Origin of the sequence: Anaerosolibacter sp., from assembly GCF_029240175.1 — a bacterium.
In the GTDB taxonomy this organism is placed as follows: domain Bacteria; phylum Bacillota; class Clostridia; order Peptostreptococcales; family Thermotaleaceae; genus Anaerosolibacter.
The window spans coordinates 20,226-38,886 of the sequence record NZ_JARBTM010000024.1; the positions used below are offsets into that span (position 1 = coordinate 20,226).

The 18,661-nt window shown below is 39.1% G+C and carries 14 protein-coding genes and 1 other annotated feature; of the genes, 1 reads left to right on the plus strand and 13 read right to left on the minus strand.

The genetic code is table 11. From position 1 onward, the window contains the following. Positions 1-30 precede the first annotated feature (30 nt). The 13 genes from K0R93_RS15700 to K0R93_RS15760 form a co-directional block, all read right to left on the minus strand. Positions 31-4,467, minus strand: coding sequence for a hypothetical protein (locus tag K0R93_RS15700; protein WP_300303161.1), 4,437 nt, complete (start codon positions 4,465-4,467; stop codon positions 31-33). After that, positions 4,451-5,200 (minus strand): DUF6063 family protein, encoded by a 750-nt coding sequence (locus K0R93_RS15705; RefSeq protein ID WP_300303163.1) that lies wholly within the window; start codon positions 5,198-5,200, stop codon positions 4,451-4,453. Before K0R93_RS15705 ends, K0R93_RS15700 begins: the two co-directional genes overlap by 17 nt. A 2-nt stretch (positions 5,201-5,202) precedes the next feature. Continuing rightward, positions 5,203-6,702: a replicative DNA helicase gene (locus K0R93_RS15710; protein WP_300303165.1), complete on the minus strand. Its 1,500-nt coding sequence runs from the start codon at positions 6,700-6,702 to the stop codon at positions 5,203-5,205. Further along, a complete protein-coding gene (locus K0R93_RS15715) occupies positions 6,686-7,708 on the minus strand; it encodes a Wadjet anti-phage system protein JetD domain-containing protein (RefSeq protein WP_300303167.1) in 1,023 nt (340 codons plus the stop codon). Before K0R93_RS15715 ends, K0R93_RS15710 begins: the two co-directional genes overlap by 17 nt. A gap of 392 nt (positions 7,709-8,100) precedes the next feature. After that, positions 8,101-8,940: a nitroreductase family protein gene (locus tag K0R93_RS15720; RefSeq protein WP_300303169.1), complete on the minus strand. Its 840-nt coding sequence runs from the start codon at positions 8,938-8,940 to the stop codon at positions 8,101-8,103. Between the two features lie 5 nt (positions 8,941-8,945). Then, the gene (locus K0R93_RS15725) at positions 8,946-9,656 is read right to left on the minus strand and encodes a B3/B4 domain-containing protein (protein WP_300303171.1); all 711 of its coding nucleotides are present in this window, start codon (positions 9,654-9,656) and stop codon (positions 8,946-8,948) included. A gap of 155 nt (positions 9,657-9,811) precedes the next feature. Further along, positions 9,812-11,368: a lysine--tRNA ligase gene (gene lysS / locus K0R93_RS15730; RefSeq protein ID WP_300303173.1), complete on the minus strand. Its 1,557-nt coding sequence runs from the start codon at positions 11,366-11,368 to the stop codon at positions 9,812-9,814. Between the two features lie 69 nt (positions 11,369-11,437). Continuing rightward, positions 11,438-11,693, minus strand: a binding site (T-box leader). A gap of 61 nt (positions 11,694-11,754) precedes the next feature. Beyond that, the gene (locus K0R93_RS15735) at positions 11,755-13,356 is read right to left on the minus strand and encodes a hypothetical protein (RefSeq protein ID WP_300303175.1); all 1,602 of its coding nucleotides are present in this window, start codon (positions 13,354-13,356) and stop codon (positions 11,755-11,757) included. Positions 13,357-13,539: 183 nt separating this feature from the next. After that, positions 13,540-14,271: a polysaccharide deacetylase family protein gene (locus tag K0R93_RS15740; protein ID WP_300303177.1), complete on the minus strand. Its 732-nt coding sequence runs from the start codon at positions 14,269-14,271 to the stop codon at positions 13,540-13,542. 125 nt (positions 14,272-14,396) lie between these two features. Then, entirely contained in the window at positions 14,397-15,083 is a 687-nt protein-coding gene (locus K0R93_RS15745) for a response regulator transcription factor (RefSeq protein WP_300303179.1), read from the minus strand. Between the two features lie 19 nt (positions 15,084-15,102). Then, entirely contained in the window at positions 15,103-16,224 is a 1,122-nt protein-coding gene (locus K0R93_RS15750; protein ID WP_300303185.1) for a sensor histidine kinase, read from the minus strand. Between the two features lie 141 nt (positions 16,225-16,365). Beyond that, positions 16,366-17,037 carry a hypothetical protein gene (locus K0R93_RS15755; RefSeq protein ID WP_300303181.1) on the minus strand — a complete coding sequence of 224 codons (672 nt, stop codon included), beginning with the start codon at positions 17,035-17,037 and terminating at the stop codon, positions 16,366-16,368. A gap of 174 nt (positions 17,038-17,211) precedes the next feature. Beyond that, entirely contained in the window at positions 17,212-18,177 is a 966-nt protein-coding gene (locus tag K0R93_RS15760; RefSeq protein ID WP_300303183.1) for an ABC transporter substrate-binding protein, read from the minus strand. A gap of 268 nt (positions 18,178-18,445) precedes the next feature. Between K0R93_RS15760 and K0R93_RS15765 the strand changes: the two genes are divergently transcribed. Continuing rightward, positions 18,446-18,661: iron chelate uptake ABC transporter family permease subunit (locus K0R93_RS15765; protein ID WP_330685187.1), on the plus strand; the 216-nt coding region annotated here is incomplete at its 3' end.

The following is an 18,661-nucleotide window of genomic DNA, read 5'->3' on the forward strand; positions in this document are numbered from 1 at the left end:
TATCTAAAAATATACATATTCTTGTTAAATTCAAAACAACGTAAGCTGCTCCTGCTCTCCTATTCTTACAAGAGCCTGAGGATCATGGTCTTGGAAGAAGGCATAATGAATGATTTTTTCCTTACCCATAACAGCGCTTAACCCGTCCACCGTTGACCTTAGTTTACAACTATATACCACTGGAAAATAATCTCGTATGAATTTCCCTTCCGCATGGGCCGTCAAGGCAATAATCTGAAATCCTAACTGCTCTGCAATAAAAAATACTGGCTGCAATACATGTTCACTGGATGCTTTTCCAAATGGATTATCCAAAATGACTGTACGGTTTCTCTTCTTGCTGATGATAATATGCTGTCTCTTTTCTGCCACATAATTTAAGATGCCCAGGAATAACGCCATGTTCTTACTCCATTTTTCTCCACCCGACCATAAATTTGAAGTCTCCCAAGAAAAGAGGGAACCGATGATCTTGTTATCATTGGTTACCTTGCGACATTTGATTTTGATGGTTCTTTCTTTCATTACATTCTTCAATAGTTGTCTAGATTCCATCCACTTCTCTATGGATTTTTTCACCAATGCCTGGTTTTCATTCCCTTGTTCATCCTTAAACTCGTCACTTTCAAGCCTGCTCAGCATCCAATCAATGTGCTTGCGAAGCTCTTCTTTCCCCTCCTGATCATCCCAAACCGGCACATCGAAGGAGAATATCTCTTTCCATCCCTCATCTACCCGGACCCTCGTGTTTTTAGGGATCATCCGCAGTTCCTGGGCCAAGGTATGGAGATAGGTGTGCAGATATTGAATAAACTGCTGGAGCTGTTGATCATGCTCCCGCATATCCCCTTCAACCAACTCGATCGTCCTTAAAATACGCTGATCCATTTTTTTCTGCCACTCGATGATGTCATGATACTCTGTTTTATTGCGAATTCCTGTGACGGCCATTTCCCTCAATCTAACATCCTGAACAGACGTATTACAATTCTGTATAAATCCTTGTCTGTGATGTTCAACCTTGCTCTTCATATTTTCAACCATGGATGTCAGATCCTCTAACGCAACAATCATGTTCTGTAGCCATTGCTTTCTCTTATAGGGAAACTCTTGCTCCATTTCCTGGGGTAGAGCTGTTTCCATTACCTCAGAAGCTAGATACCCATATCTTTCATGCTTTTTCTCAAGCTCCTGTATCACCTCTTGAATCTGGGACTCTTCTTTGTCCAACTGTTCATATCTAGCGGCTAGATAATTTTTCTGTTTCAATAAGGATTCTTTTTCTTCATCAAGTTCTCCCTTTATTTCTTGTAAAGGTTTTGCAAATAAAATGATCTCTTCAAAGCTATTATGATAATCCTGTTTTCGTAAATGATAGGTATTTAAATTCCCTTTGTACTCATCTTCTAGCTGCATATACCTTGGCTGTAATTTATCCAACGCTTGATTCAACTGATTGATTTGAGACGTCAATGTTTCTATATCCTTCTCTCCATGAAGAGGAAATAGAATACTTTCGTCTATAGGATATTTATTGACCTTCCTTCGTGTCCGCTCCATCAGTTTTTGCAGGTCTTCCTTCTGGGCTAAGCAAGTACTTAAAAGTCCTTCAAGCTCCCGCCTACCCTTCTGTTTCTCATCCAGTTGATCCTTCAAGGCCTTTCTCTGGATCTCTAAGCTCTTTTTTGTTGCTTTGGTAAATACAGGCTGTACCCCATAAACCTCTTGATATAATGAATCATCTTTTAATCGAATACTCTGATCGATAATCTTTCGGATTTCTTCCTTTACATCCTCCAAAATATTCCTACATCTCTCTAAAATGCTTTTTTGCTGAAGTATTTCCTGTTCTTTCTTTTTGGCTTTCTCCTCAGCCTCTCGTAAAGCAAAGAATGCTTTTTCTCTCATCTTCTTTTTATTCAAATAGTCATGGGCCCTCTTCATTTTATACCCTAGGATTAAGACTTCCTGTTCAAAGTCGCTGAGTTTCTTCTGTGACCGGTCCATTTCCTCATCCAGGGCTATATTTCGATCTTCCTTCTGCTGGAGCAGTTTTCCCTGGTCCTGGATTTCTTGCTCGATTTCCCTTATTTCTTTTTGTAACTGTTGAGAATATTCGTGGGGATATTGTTCAAAGAATAGTTGGGCATCATCCAGAAGCCGTTTCCAGTCTTCCTGCTCCTTTTCTTTTTCCTTTCGGACTCGTGTTGCGTTTTGAGCGGTTTGTTGGATTTGTATTTTCCAAGTCTTAAACCCATTCTCCTCTATGTTGTTTCTCCAATGATCAGGGAATACATAGCGTTCTTTTGTTACCCTTCCCTCTTGTAAGATTCTCTTTGCTTCTTCGTCGGATAGAATCAGTACGGGATACGTTAAGCTGCCTATCTGCTGCTCTACTCGCTGCTTTAGCTTGTCCACCTCTCCCATGGACGTAACAATGGCCATTGACCACAATGGGTATGCTTCATACAATTCTTCTATGGATCTCTCCAGTGTTCCCGCTGCCCGTTCTAAATACTGCCCGCCTGTTTCCAGAAGGTAAAACTGCTGACTCCAACGACTGATCCATTCTGCCAATAACGGCTCCGCAGTAAAGTATTCATGGGTACCATAATCATCTTGCAGACGATAGGCAATGCGCTCCTCTTGGATCAGCTTTTCTTTTTCTAATCTTGTTTTTTCCGTCTTTTCTTCCAATAGTGTAACAATGGTAGCCTGTCTTTCATATAAGGATTTAATAAATCTCCAATCTCCTCGCGCTGCCTTTAATCGTATTAACAAGCTGTCATGTTCTTTTTCTAGAATATTCAGTCCTTGCCTTTTGGTCCCTTCTACCTTTTTTAATTCCTGTAATGTTCGACTTAAGGTTGGTATCGTCTGCTGCAGCGCACCCTTTTCCGTTTTTAACTGACTTAAAAGTGTCCTATAGATAGCACTTTGTCTTTCGACCTCTTCCAATCGTTCTTGCCACTTCGTCTGCTCCTCTTCTACCTTTTCATGATGGACATGATCCAATATCTCCTTCGAAATATGGGCCATTTCCGTCTCTGCATGCCTTATATTTGCTTTCTGGGTCGTCTTTTCCGTTTCCAGTGCTGCTTTTTCATCTTCTAGTATATCTTTATCTTTCTCAGCCTGTTTTAGCTCCTGGAAATATCGACTTTCTTCTCCTTGAAAAGTGATTTTTGCCTTTTCTAGATGCTCTTCTTCACGAACAAAATACCCCTTGATTGCTGCAGCATTTTCTTCTAGCTGCTCCTTCAAATCCACGGCTTGCTGATCTTGGTTCAGATGATGGAGCTGTTTTTCATACACAGCCACCAGTTCATCCTGCTCTTGCAGTTTTTTCTTCAACTCAGCAACCTCTAGATTTTGCAGCCGCTGTTCTTTTTCTCCTAATTCTCCCTTTGTTCTTCCCACGATCCCCTTGGTCTGTTCATACTGTTCTTTTGCCTCTTTTAGTCGGTTCTCTAGTAAGGATAGCTCATAGGAAGCCTCTTTTCTCTTATGGTCATAGGTTGATTGCTCCCATAGTATATGCTGGTTTCGGTTTTCTGTCAGCTGGTCATGGATCGATCTCTTCTCAGCTTGTACAAAATGATAGAGAGCCTTTGTTGTCTGCTTCTTTTTCATCAGCTCTTCCTTTGCTTCGTGGAGACCAGCAAAGCACTGTACATATTGACTGATGGCATCTGCTACCCTTTGGCTTTCCTCAATACGTCCCCGCAGCTGTCTATGCTTTTTAAAGTGCTCCCGCTGCTTTTCAAAGGTTTCCACAAAATCCTGAGTACCATTTCCGGCTAGGGCATCCTCTACTACTGGAATCAACAGCTGATCTACCAGCTGACTTGTGGTTTTACATCCATCAAAGAAACTCTCCACATCTCCCTCTGCACTGTTGATTCTAGCAATGCTTTGCCACTCCGAAGGGATGATATGAAAGTTTTCTTCGATATACTTCTGATACTCCTTTATGGTTGTTTTAAACACATGGCCGTTGGGGGACTGCTGCTGCATATATTGATAATAATCCAGTATTTCACCTTTACTAGCAGGGCGATTCTTTCCATCCCCTGCTTTTCGTACAAAAGGAATATGCTCAATGCCATGGTTATCTCCAGATCCATACTCATACACATACCGATAGGAGTCTATCCCTGTGGCTGTCAAAAACAAAGTGACCGCTGTTAAAGCATATCTTCTCGGTCTTTCATGTAAAATCCACTCAATGGCAATATGGCATGGATTTCCTTCTAGGGACAGGGTGTTTTTGATTTTGCGCTCTGCCAAATCCACGTGGGGTAGTACCGCTTGTAAGGCTGTTTGTATAAATACAGTTTTGCCTCCTCCATTCTCCAGAAGGATGGCCCCATTATATCCATCAAATTCAAAGATATCATCATTGTATCTTTTCGCACCATTTTCATAAATAACATTGGTAAATCGTATCTTAGAGATTGCGGGCATGGGCTTCCCCCCTCTTCATCTGCTCCAATTGATATATAAACTCTAGAATGCCGCGGTTATATTCCTGCTCCATATAATATCGCTGAACGATGGTTTTTGCCTTTTCTGTAAGTTGAATTTCATCATTTCCGATACCAACGATTAAATCTTGAGCTTCCAAGAACTTCTTCACAATATTTAAAAAGCTCATTCTACTGATCGTTCTGGCTGTCTGCTGGACATTTTCCTTTAGGTCATCCATGGCATCCCATTTTTCTAAAATGCCGCTCCAGTTATATTCGTATTCTTGTTCCCACACGGAGATCTGTTCTTCATCGTAATCCTTTAGAGACAAAATCCTTTCATTGATGCTGGCAAGCCATTCACCCATGGGTATAAAGTCTCGGGTAGGCTCTATGGTTTGATAGCTGTCATAAAATTCTCCAAACAATATCATAATGGCTGTATACATCATGTATATATCTAGGTTTATGGCTTTGCTAGGGAAATACTCTTGCTTTAATCGATCATTGGATACATGAAAAAAAGAATTAACTGCCAAGGGAATCATATACAATAGATCTCCTGTAAGAAATATGGTACATTCTACTTCCTTTGCAAACTGGTCTACTAAGCCTCTTATTCCATCGTCTGCCAGGTACTGGCGAAGGTATTCCTTTCCCGCGCTCCCCTTCATGGCCAATATGGAATATATCTTAAATGCTTGTACAATCTGCTCCTGGGTATAAAACATTCCTATTCACCTTCCAACTGTATTTTTAGATTTCTTATGGTATAGCGCTGACTTCCCTTGACGAATCCTTCAGCCTCTACTACATGTATGATCGTTCCTTTATCTTTTAATAAATCCAGGGCTTCATCCAACACATGGACTTGTTGTTCCTTATCTCTTTTCAAGGAGACAGGAGCCTTTTGATGGAGAATCAACCAAAAATCATAAAAAGAACGATGAGTTAGCATCCCTTGACGAGGGGTTTCCTTCAAATGCTGTACAACCTGGACGATAGTCACTTCCTTCTCATTCCCCATCACCTCTAATACAGCAGCCATTACTTGTTTAAAGTTCTGCTGCTGGGTCTCCATATCTTTTTTTAGCTGTTCTTCACTCAAGAACTCTAAAAAAGCAGTAGTTGTTTCATCATTTTCAACTTTTTCGATTCTCTGTTTTGCAAATACAGTAATGGGTGACCACTGCTGCTTCTGTTCTAAGAACAGAAAAGGCTCCACAAGGGTTTTTGAGGATTCCAAGGGTAATGGTATAGATAGTAGTCGATTGGTTACCTGATCATTAAAATTAAAGGCATCAATGCCCACATAATAAAGGGATTCCTGTGCAGCCAAAAGGGCCGTAATTTTTAGTCCAATGCTTTCTTCCAGCAGCTGCCGATGGTCATAGTGGACTTCTCCTAGCTGGTGATCTATTTTCAACACAAGCTCATAGGCTCTTCTCTCTTTATCCTCCTGCATCTCGTACCCGAGGCGTTCTTTGGTTTCTCTTACAAAGGTCTGAAGCTCTTCAAACTCTTCATTCTCTCGACTCAAACGCAGGTGAATATCCTCTACAATCGCCTTATAACGTTCATAGGTCTCATCAGAAATGATATTTCGTTGAATCTCATGCTTGACGCGATAAATCTTATCTTGGAGCCCTTGCACATCCATTCGCATCTCATCGATCTGCCGAAGGGCACCCACAAACTCTCCCTTCTCTAACTGCTTTCGAAGAACCAATTGACTAATTGAAAGCTGGAACTCTGTGAAATATTCCTTGGTAGCAAAAACCAGTTCTAAACCCTGTTCGTCTAGCACATAGTATTGTGTATTTGTGGTGGGATCAAATTCCGATGCTTTTAAGATCGAGCATTGAACAATCTCTTCCTGCCGCGTCTCCCAATTATAAAAGATTCGAAAATTTCTTTTTCCGCTGGGTGGCCGAAATGCTTGAATAATCTCCCTGGCAATTTTTTCAAAATCATCTTCCGACAAATCCATTTCGCCTTGATTCAGTATATAAAGAAATTGCTTCAGCTCTTTGGTCCCGATCCTCTTATTCCGCATCAACATATTTTCAAAAAAGAACAAAAGGGCAACCAAGCCTAAACCAAAAAAGTCAATAGGCCTGTCCCTTCGATCCTTGAGTTTCTTATTTTCTAGTCTATATAGGGGATCAAATAATGAGATTCTTTGAATCCGCTCTCGATAATACGCCGTAACATGGTTAACAGTAGCTTCCATGCAAATTCCTCCATATATTCTGCAGTTCTGCTTTATTTAAAAGTTCTTGGGGATAGTATCTTTTTTCATGAAAAAGAGTTGTCAGGTTATGCTGCTCGTCTTGGGAAAAATACTGGAGAAATGAAGCAAAAGCCTCTTCATTTCTATACTGTGTTTCCTTCCCAATGGAACTAGCTTTCTGCAGTAAGGATTTATAAAATGGAAGGGCTGGTTCCATAGAAAATCTTTCTCTTAAATTATACCATATGGATATTCCTTCCATATCGATATCGCCAAAATAATAGAACTTATGGGATTTACTTTCTAAGCCTAACTGCTTGGCTGCCAATTGAATGTTAGATACAATCTTCCATCCTGCGCCGTAGATTAAAGATGTAAAGGATGTTTCCTGTAGTATCTCCGCAAGCAGATAGTAGGTAGTTTTGTTTTCTACAATTAGATGCCTATGCTCTTGATGAAGGAATTGGGACGGATTTATCGCCAGCATTAATGGCTCTGGGACACTATTTATCTTACACAAATCCCAAATGCCAATCCGCTCTAAAAGTGTTTTTCCCCCTTTTTCATCAATCCACTTCTCATCACTGACCAATTGCACGGATCGTTCAGGTGCAAAGGCTTCATTTTCGGGTAATCCTTTTTCTTTTAGATACTGATCAATCTTCTGAATATAGGGTAAGTCCCTCTTCCAAACTGCTTCACTTAACGAAAAATATTCGTTAAGTTGTATCTTAGGATGCAGCAGGAGACTATACTGCTGTATCTCATCGTTTAATTGTCCCATTAGGTTCTTTTTTATGATCTTATATGTATTAAACAAAGGTGTCTGTTTAAGATTTGTTCCATGACTATGAATAGGCTGTAGTATCCCTTTACTTACTAGCAGTTCTATCTGATCTACAATTTCTTTATAGTCTGTCTCTCCTGAAAATAAGTTTTCCAATTCAGACAAAGAAACCATTATTTTCTTATGAGATTTTAAATAGTTCATCATTTTTGTATCCATATCAAACACCTTTTTCTATATCATTTTCATCATTATAGCATATTGGGCCTAGTTTATTCTAAAAAATAGCTTAATATCCTTGTATTCATCCGCATCCACTTTTTGTATTTATTCTCATGGTATATTTTAACTATTTAGTCCATATTTGTAGGAAAATACGACACAACACCATCTGTCATTTTGTAGGGAAGGCCCCCTGTGGCCTTCCGTTTATCGCGGGGAAACAACCTAACGGAACGGCACAGGGGCCGTTCCCTACGAATATTCTTTTCACAATCGTGATCTCGATCTTACGTCGCAATATTTATCTACTACGTATCATGCATAAGAAGCAGAGCACCTTGAGACGCTCTACTTCTTGTAATAGCTAGGCTTCAAAAAATCATCAACATTTAAACCTCAAACTTCCATACTGCTCTACCCTGGTCTTCACTTAATGAAACCTTACAATCTATCCCTTTCAGCCTCAAGCCCAGCCAAAAGTGGCAGGCACATATGCCCAAATCAACATTTGGGTGCTCCCATTTCATGTGTTTATAGCCCACCGGCATGGTGATGGTAATGGTTTTAAAATCATCAGAGACGCCAAAACGCCAGTGTTGGCTGTTGGCAGCAGAAGGGGCTTTTCGGGCAAGGTCGAAGGCATATAGAAGTTCTGCTGGAAGGCTTTCCTCCGTCATTCCATTTTCCAATAATGCTCCTACAGGCTTTCGCTTATAGCTGATAAAGGTTTCCGTTACCCTGTCAAAAAACCGTACACCCTCTTTCTGCCAGTAGCCAAGGGGTGTGATACAAACGGCTCGTTCTCCATCAGTCTCCCCTTTTCCGTAGCCCCATTTGGGCATAGGCTGTTCAGCGTATTTTCCAAGATGGGGCATGATGCGCTCCAGTTCACTCAGTGCATAATGTCCATACCAGCAGGTGGCAAGTCCCAAGCTTGTAGCATATAGGATCAAAAGTTCTCCTACAAATCCCACCGCAGCCACAGAGCAGGTGTCCGTATTGGCTAGAAAAGCCATTCCATCTGGGGGAGAAGCAAACACAGTATAGAGTTTTTTATCCATATTGGCTTTGAACATCCGTATCTTTACATCATGATCAAAGGGTATCTCCATTTTGTCAGCAAAACTTTGTAGCAATTCTAGTTTTGATTCTTCAACGGGGCGCATTTCAAAGCTCCGCGCTGATCTGCGGATGTTTATGGCATTTTCCCAATCGATAGTTGTGAACATCATTTTCACTCCTTTATCAATACCTCTCGATGATCAGCATCTAATACATATATTGTACTTGTTCCCCCTATATTAGCTGATACCATTTCTTCAAGTTCTTTTAGTGCTTGTTCAAATTCTTCATATCTGTTCTCATCCACAAGCTCAAGACATAAAAATGCATTGGTGGTACTTTCTGTAAGTGCCGTTCTTACTGCTTCCCTCCAGTTCCAACATCTGCATATGGCCCCCGCATCATCTTTATAGATGACCTCCCCTTCATAGGGTGGTGCATTTTCGTCTGACCCTAGGGGAATAAATTCCTCATCTCCCACAGCCCTTGTTAATCTGATATGTCCTACAAAGGTATCTATATCCTCCCCACCACAAGGGAGCCCATACTTTAGAGAGATTGTATTGTATATATCAACCAAGGGGTTGATACTGCCTATATGATTGCCATTATGTACTCTTTTTAATAATGCTTCAATGGATGATCTGACACCCTTCTTGGTTTTAAACTTCTGAAAGGCCTCTCGCCATACTTTGATCACTTTATTCTCACTAAACTCCGCCCCTTGTATATGTTTCATTGCTTCTTTTTCTGCAGCCATGATTATCTCTTCATACTTTCCAATCTCTTTTTTATGGTTATCGACTCCAAGGCTGATGATCACACCTATTTTTGCCTTCGGAAATACGTCCCAAAACTTATCTTCTACCACGAACTTTTTCATTAGCATACTTCCTCCCCTATAAACAGAATATTTTCTGTATTCATCTTAGCAACAACAAAACCATCTTTCAAGGGAATAAGCAATAATAATAGACCAACAAAGTTTAAATAGTACTTTGCTGACCTATTTTTATTCTAAAAACCTGGCCCTATTGGCTAAAAATCTAGTAAGGAAAGTACTGCTTCTATCCCCAGTGTCTTGATCAGCAAAGATAGTCTTGGACCACTGGTGCTGTTTAGTACAAGCTTATATACTATACCGAATAAAATCTTTTGATTGTTTTTCTTTACTTTACTATCCTCGTCATAACAAACGGCATAAATTTTTTGCATCAATTCATCACTGGGCAAATCATTGCTTTCTTTGATTACAATACAGAGATCCTTTAACCACCCTTTTTCTACTGTGGTTAATTGTTCATAGTACGTTGTATCTTTTTCTTGATTTACATGAAGCATTTTCTCAGGATACCAGTGCTTAATCCAATGCTCAACCCTTTCACTTATTTTTAGGATGTCCTCTCGTTTATAGTCCTCTCCCACTTTACCAAATACATCGGCAAGGGTTTGAACATCGAAGTTTACCAATGGGAGGATTCCTGCCGTTTGGCCGAACTTTGGCAGATTTTCGCGGCTTATGGCTCCCAATAGCCTAAAGGAATCCTGCAAATCTTCATCTCCCAAATTTTCTTGACGGTAAAGCTCATAAAACCGTTCAAACTCAGCATAATTCTTGATAACATCCTCGTCTAAACCGATATTAAAGGCAGCATTGGGTCTATATCTGGAGAAAATAAATAGAATGATCTCTGGAAGATAGATCTTCAAGAGTTCTCCTGGGGTGAGGGTATTCCCGAGAGAGCTTGACATTTTTCCGTTCGTTCCCTTTATCCCAATGAACTCATAAGCAATGTAATCTGGTGCACTATAGCCAAATATCCTTCTGACGATCTCTTTTGATACATTATAGCTCCCTGTTTCTGCGGAATGATCCCTACCTCCGGGTTCAAAAACTACCCCTTCCACCATCCACCGCATGGGCCAATCCACTTTCCAATTTAATTTCATATTATTTGCAGACATTACTTTCATCGTCCCTTGATGACCACAGGCACAAGTAAATTGGATTTCTCCTCGCTCCTCATCAAAGGCATTAATCACAGTATCATCTTTTTTACACTGCTGGCAGTACAATGTAATCGGATAAAAGCTGTTTCTTTCCTCTTCTGATGGCTCTTGGGTTTTGAATGACATCAATATATCATAGATTTCCTTTCTCTGGTGTAATGCATGAAGGATATGACTGTTATATCTACCCGATGTGTACTCCTTGCTCTGATAAATGAACGCCGCATCAATGCCGAATATACCCAAAGCCTCCTCAAACTCCTTCTCGAAATGGGCTGCATAAGACGGGTGACATCCATAAGGATCAGGAATTTCAGCGTAGGGCATTCCTATATATCTCCCAAAAGATGGGTCGATGTTTTTAGGAACCTTTCTAAAGCGGTCATAGTCATCCCACGAAAAGATAAAGCGCGTTTTCTTTCCTAAGTCCTGTAGTGCCTTCACCACAAAGTATGTGGTGACCACCTCTCTAAAATTGCCAATGTGGACAGAGCCCGAAGGGCTGATTCCCGATGCACACACAAAGGTATCTTGGTTTGGATATTTTTCAATCAACATCTGTGCTGTTTTATATGCCCAATGCATATGATCACTCCTTTATTTTTCTATTTCTACAGTCCAAAATAAAAAACTCCCACCCCCAAGATTATTCATCTTGAGGACGAGAGTTGTTAACTTCGTGATACCACCTCAGTTCGCTGATATGTCACCATATCAACCTCTTCAGGTACGGCAAAAATGCTTATACCCTATCTCTATAACGTGAGAACACGTCGTATCATCCCTAAAAAATTAGTTCAATACGCAGCTCCGAGGCTTTTTTCATTAAGAGCTATCTTCCTCCTTCTCAGCTACCGGAGTTCTCTGTAGAATCCTTCTTCTTAATTACTCTTCTCTTCATGGCCTTTATGATATTATTTGATACATTGTACCAAACTATTTGAAGATTGTAAATTATTTTTATTCCTTTTCTATTGTATTAATTTTATTGATTTATCCTTAGTTGAAACCATTAAAATTTTATCTTTATATGCAAAGAACTTCGAAATCTGATCTGTAATGGCCAAATTAAGATTTCCTGATTTGTCAAATATCTTTATGCCATAATCCTCGCCCGCTGGGAGCTTGCAAACAATTTTATTATCAACGAGTTCAATGTGCTCCACAGGTTCTTTCAATACAAGGAGATCGTCTTTGGATGAATCTGCTTTGTAGAGATGGAATTGTTCTTCTCCTATCGAAACTGTGTAATACACATTGCCATCTATTTCTGCAAACCAGCCAATATAGTTCTCAACATGATCATCAGATAACCTTTTCTCATTTGTTCCATCTAGATTTGACGTGTAAAGGCCTTTCCCATCAGCCTTCACATAATAAAGCTTGTTATTGATGATTTTAAAATCACTTACTGGGAAATCTGTGAGCCTAGTAGTCTTATTGGTGACTAAACTCACTTTATAGACTTGATCCAATTTTCCTTTTTCAGGACGATAGACAGATGCCAATATATATACATCTTCTCCAATGATGGCTGTGGAGCGGTTTGGACCAAAGCTTCGCTGCTCTCCCTCCAAACCCACATGCCAACCATAACTGAGATTTGGATCCCCAATGTGTTTTCCACCTTCTGAGTTTTGATCTGTGTCAAAGAGTACTAGGTTATTGCTTCCTGGCGGTAAATAATGAAGAATCTTTAAGACCCCTTTCGGAGTACTTCTGAAATCTAGGTATCCTCTATGTTCCATTGTAGCCTTTCCATCATCATTTATCTTACAATAGATATCGGCGCCCATTACTGCACCCCCTTGATGATAGTAGAACCATAATGCATTATCCCTGATCTCAAACTTCAGTTGATTTTGAAAACCATACATTTGATCGATTTCATAGGAATATACCAATTCTTTCTTCGAAATATTATTTTCGGTTGCCCTGTATACGTTGTTGGTATGCCCCACTGTTTCTACAAAGTAATAATACCCCTCAAACACTGCCACATCATTTTCACCCGCGTATTTGGGAAGATTTATTGCTTTTACCTGTTGGTTATCCGAATTTATATCCAGCCCATTCTTATCATCCCACGCATATTTCCATCCAAATTCATCGTGGGCAAACTTCCATGTTAGGGGAAAATACGTCACATTCTTAAAACTTAGAAGGGGATATTCTTCTTTAGAATTGTCAACAGCCTTACCATTCACTGTGATCCTAAAGGAGGGCACCGTCGCTGCATAGCTATTTCCATTCTTACTTTTTGTTTTATAAGGTTCATAGGAGGATGTCACATTCCCCTCCTCTATTTTCAAGCCATCCTCTTGAGTCCATTCCGTTTCCAATCCCAACAATCTGCAGTCATACCAAGTCATGGGAAAGTATGTCATATCCTTATATACCAGAAGGGGATACTCCCGATATTGATTATCCACCTTATGATTATTCAAATGCACTGAAAATTTAGGTAAAGTTACCCTAACACTTTTCTCTGCCGCAAAGCTCTTTTCAACAGGCGTCATCAAACCAAAACCAATGGCACACATAACGCCTAAGGCAATCATCCTTTTTCTCACGCCAATCCTCTCCTAACAAAATATGTATCTAGATTTCTTTTCCTATTCATCATATCACAATAATTTGTAAAATACAGGAAATACATGAAAGTGTAAAGGTGGCGTAATGAAATTGTAATTTTTTGGATAACAAAACATCTCCTACTGATCTAACCCTCAAGGTGAATAATGATGCCCTACCGTTTACTTATCTTCTGCTTGCCCTAGCAAGTCTGACACCGTTCCAATTTCAATATTCTCATTCTTAATATTTCGAATAATCTCAGGTAAAGCCTTTGCCGTCTCTGGCTTAGGATGCATGAGCAATATTGCGCCTCTATGGGGTTTCTTCATGACCCTATTTAAGATTACCTCAGCGGTAGAGCCTTCTTTCCAGTCTATGGTATCTACACTCCAGAGAACTGTAGTATACCCTAGCTCTTTTGCTACCTCCAGGGTCACTTCATTAAAATCCCCTGCAGGCGGTGCAAAATAGCGGCTCTTTATGCCTAAAGCATTTTCTATGGCTTGTTCCGTCCTTATGATTTCAGAACGATTGGTTTCTCGATCGATTTTACTGTGCATCTTATGGCTGTAGCCATGATTCCCGATTTCATGGCCATGGCTGTATATTTCCTTTAACAGCTCTGGATACTTAGCTGCCCATCGCCCTGAGACAAAAAAGGTAATCTGTATGTTTTCTTCATCCAGCGTTTTAAGGATATCGGGAATCACTTCATTGCCCCAATCCACATTACAGGTGATGGCAAATTTATTGGACGCAGGATCACCATTTCGTATAGGTTCATTGGCACTGGTATACCACAGGGTACTTTTTGTCAGGCTACTCAGGAAAAATATTCCTGTAATCATCATAATCGTAGCAATGATTAATCCAATGTATATGCTTCTTTTTGAAACAACCACAATCCGCATTTCTAACCTCCTAAAATGAAATGATTTATTCTTTGTATAAGTATCTATATTCATTTCATTCTAGAAAAATCTCTGTAAGAAGCTATTTAATTCATTCATAGGGTTTGTTTTCTGCCTATTTTAAACTACGCGTTAAACCTATATCCCGATCCCCATATGGTCTCAATATACTCTGGATTTGATGAATCTTTTTCAATCTTTTTTCTTATTTTCTGGATATGAACGGCCACGGTTGCCATATCTCCATAGTATTCTTCGCCCCATAAAGTATCAAAGATCTGATCCTTACTAAAAACATTATTGGGATTGGACGCTAAAAATAGTAATAACTCATACTCTTTTGTGGTTAATTGAACTTCTTTTCCATTTACAAAAACCCGATGGGCTACTGTGTTGATTTCTAGCCCTTTGCAGCTTATAATCTCATTTGATACCTTTTTTCCCATAAGGCGTTCATATCTTTTGATATGGGATTTTACTCTAGCCACTAATTCTGCTGGACTAAAAGGTTTTGTTAAATAATCATCGGCACCAAAGCCTAATCCTCTGATTTTATCTATATCTTCATTTCTAGCAGAGATAACAATGATGGGGATTTCCAGCTTTTTTCGTATTTCCTGAATAATCTCATACCCACTTGTATTGGGAAGCATCAAATCCACAAGAATGACGTCGTAAATACCAGACATAGCCTTCTTTAATCCCTGGGTACCATCATGTGCCATATCTACTTTATAGCCATTTAGCTGAAGATAATCTCTCTCCAATTCTGCAATATTCATATCATCCTCAATAATTAAGATCGTGCTCATCTGAAATCCTCCTTTCACCTTATCTAATAACTGGAAGCATGATTGTAAAGCAGCTTCCTTGTCCTTCTATACTGGAAACCATAATGTTTCCTCCATGGCTTTCTACCAGTTCTTTAGCAATTGCCAAACCCAAACCTGTACTCATAAGATCTTTTGTACGCTCTAGATCCATTCTGTAGAATCTATCAAATATATATGGGAGTCTATCTTTAGGGATTCCAGGACCATTATCTTTTATCTGAATATGGGCGAAGTCATCTTGCATAAACAACTCTACACATACACTTAAACACTCTTCATTCCCATACTTCACTGCATTACCAATGATATTTTTTATAGCTTGCTGTATTCTTTTTCCATCTAAATGAACAAGATGATCGGATTGCATCCCATCAATATATTTAAATTGAACTTTCCGTTCTTCTAGCTCATACTGAAACTCTTCCATAAGATCGTTCATATAGGAACGGATCTGTAGATCCTGATATTGAAAATCCAATTTCTCCATATCCAGTTTTGAAAACAAAAAAAGATCATCAATCAGTTTATTTATATAAATGGCATTATGCTGTATGATTTTCAAATATTTGCTGTTTTTTTCAGGGGATGAAACAACGCCATCGAGTATTGCTTCAATATAACCTTGAATAGATGCAATCGGAGTTTTTAGATCATGGGAAATATTTGCGATCAAATCCTTCCTATTTTTTTCATAAGCGAGCTTCATTTCTTCACTTTTCTGCAGCTTTTTTGCCATCTCATTGAAGGAATGGATCAATACGCCAAATTCATTGGTAATCTCATAATCTACTTTCACATCATAGTTTCCTTTTGCAATTTCGTCTACGGCATCTTTCAGCTGATCCATGGGTTGAAATATCTTTTTCTCCAAACGCCACAGGAAAGATAGATTCAGGATTTCTTTGATACTAATAAAAACTGCAAAGAAGATGGCAATTCCTTGGTTGCCTATCCATTTAAGCAGTAGATACACTAGGGAAAGATTAAATAAAAAAACAACGAGGCGACCCCATTTAACGTATCGATGATACAAATGAAAGTCCTTATGATAGCAGCAGTATTCTTCATGGCCCTCATGAAAATGTCTATGAACTTCCCTATGACCCTTGAGCATATTCATCACCTGTTTTCCCTCATTATTTACTCTATTATATCACTTTTTGATGTCCATCAAAAATAGCATGTAAGGGTGCTAAAACCTTTCGGTTTCTTAACACCCTTACGTTCAAATCTTCTTCCTAAATACGCTCTATCTCTTCCTTTACCAAGTTAAGTTTAACTCTGCTTCAAGATTGATATCATGGATTTCATCGGATTCTTTTTTCTGCTTCCCGCTAACCACAAGCAGTACTTTTTGTATCTCATTGTTCCTATTAATTTGTACTTTGATATCTATATTTATGTCTTCTGTCTGGCAGAATTCTTCCATGCAGCAGCAATGAGATTCACGGTCTTCTTGAAGGCCCTTGTGCTGCATCTTTTGCTGAATCATATCTTTTAGATCTTGAGGTAATCCGTTGATGTTAATGGATAATGCTACACCCTTGTCTTCCTGTTCATCCATTTCCATGTTGTTCAATGTATTCAGTACAAATGCAATCCTTGAAAGCTTGCCCTTTACTCCGCAGCATTTTCTGCTATGAAGCTGGTGTTGTTGTTGGATGTGCTTCATAAAACCATGGTGGGAACCTTCACAGCAATTCTCCATGTTAAACTCGGTACTGCTCTCATGTTTCACTTTCTTTCCTTCATAATCTACCTCTGTGCTGATTTTGGATTTCACTTGGCCGTTTAAGGTATTTTTTTCAAACTCTTTTTCTAGATGAAACACTTTCACTTGATCTCTTCTAGCCTCTGCTTTTAATGTCCCTCTAAAAACTTCCTTTTCCTTTAATACTTTTACCACATCATACATTAATTTGATTTTGTTCATATGAAATGACCTCCTTTTTTTATTTACAAGGTCATTATAAAAGATGAAATTAAACTCCCTATAAAGCAATTTTAAAAATTCTATAAAGTTTGTTTAAGTTTTTATAGCAACATTTAGAGAGCCACTGAAAATCTTTCAGTGGCTCCCTTGCTATCATTTCATATTTGATTTTTATTAGAATTTATCTGATTCTATAAAGCTTTCAATATCATCAAGCATTAAATTCGCTGCTTTCACGCCGCCAGCTGTGTTCCAGATGGCGTCATCAACCTTATAAATTTTGTTGTTTTTAACAGCATTTAAGGTTTTAAACATCGGGTCTTCTAACCACTCTGTTTCTCTAGCAGCTCCTTGACCATCTCCCGTCTCATATGTAAAGTAGAAGATCACCTGTCCATCTGCCTCTGTTAATCTTTCTTTACCTATTTCCACTGTAAATTCGTCACTTCTTTGGTTTTCCGGTCTTGCAAAGCCCAACTGCTTCAGTATGGTGCCTGAGAAAGTATCTCCTAAATAGATTCTTGTTTTACCCGGCATAAACCTTACGATAGATATTTCCGTCTTTAGCTTATCTCCTGCCAACTCTGCAATGCTTGTGATACGGTCATCGAAGCTCTTGATGATTTCATTTCCTTCTGCCTCTTTATTTAATACCTTTGCGTAGAATGCAAAGTTTGCTTTCCATTCTCCCCTTAACGTATCGGAATAAACGGTAGGCGCGATTTGGGAAAGCTGATCGTAAATCTTTTCATGTCTCATCTTATTGCCAATAATTAGATCCGGCTCCAATACTGCGATTGCTTCTATGTTTACTTGGCTTTCTTCTCCTAAGTTTTGAACCCCTTCCATATCCTTTTCGATATGTTTATACCAAGGATTACCTGTCCAAGACTTTACAGCACCTACTGGCTTTACACCTAATTCAAGCAGCGCCTCTGTACCTTCATTGGTCAATACAACAACCCTCTTAGGCTCACCTATAATCTCCGTTTGTCCCATGGCATGCTCTATCATTCTTACTTGAACATCTGCATTTGCTTTCTCCTGTGTTTCTTCCATTTTCTGTCCAGTGGAGCATGCTGTAAATACCACTGCTAAAGCCAAAACGGTTAACATTGCTATTATTTTTTTTACTTTCATACAAATTCTCCTTTGTTTTGTGAGTTTTATAATTACGATTCAAATAATATCACATGTTTTTTCTAATTGCAATATGTTATCATTTAATTATAGAAATCATTATCATTGACATCTATTCGACAATGCCCTATACTTTAATTGGATTACTATGGTTTTAACTATTTCTACTGAGAGGATGTTATATCCAGTGAATATGAAGCTTCATAACTTATCATTAGAGAGTACTCGCTCTAAGTTCATTGTACTCATTCTATTTTTCGTTCTACTGATGGCTAGTTTTTTAGGAAGTTTATTGTTGGGTTACATAAAAACTTCATGGATTGATTTAATGAATACCTATGGAAATTATTCAGAAAGCACAGCCCACATTATCATAAAAACCTCAAGAATGCCCAGGGCACTGACGGCCCTCTTTATAGGCGCCAGCTTAAGCCTGTCCGGTGCACTGATGCAAACCCTTACAAAAAACCCCATGGCTTCACCA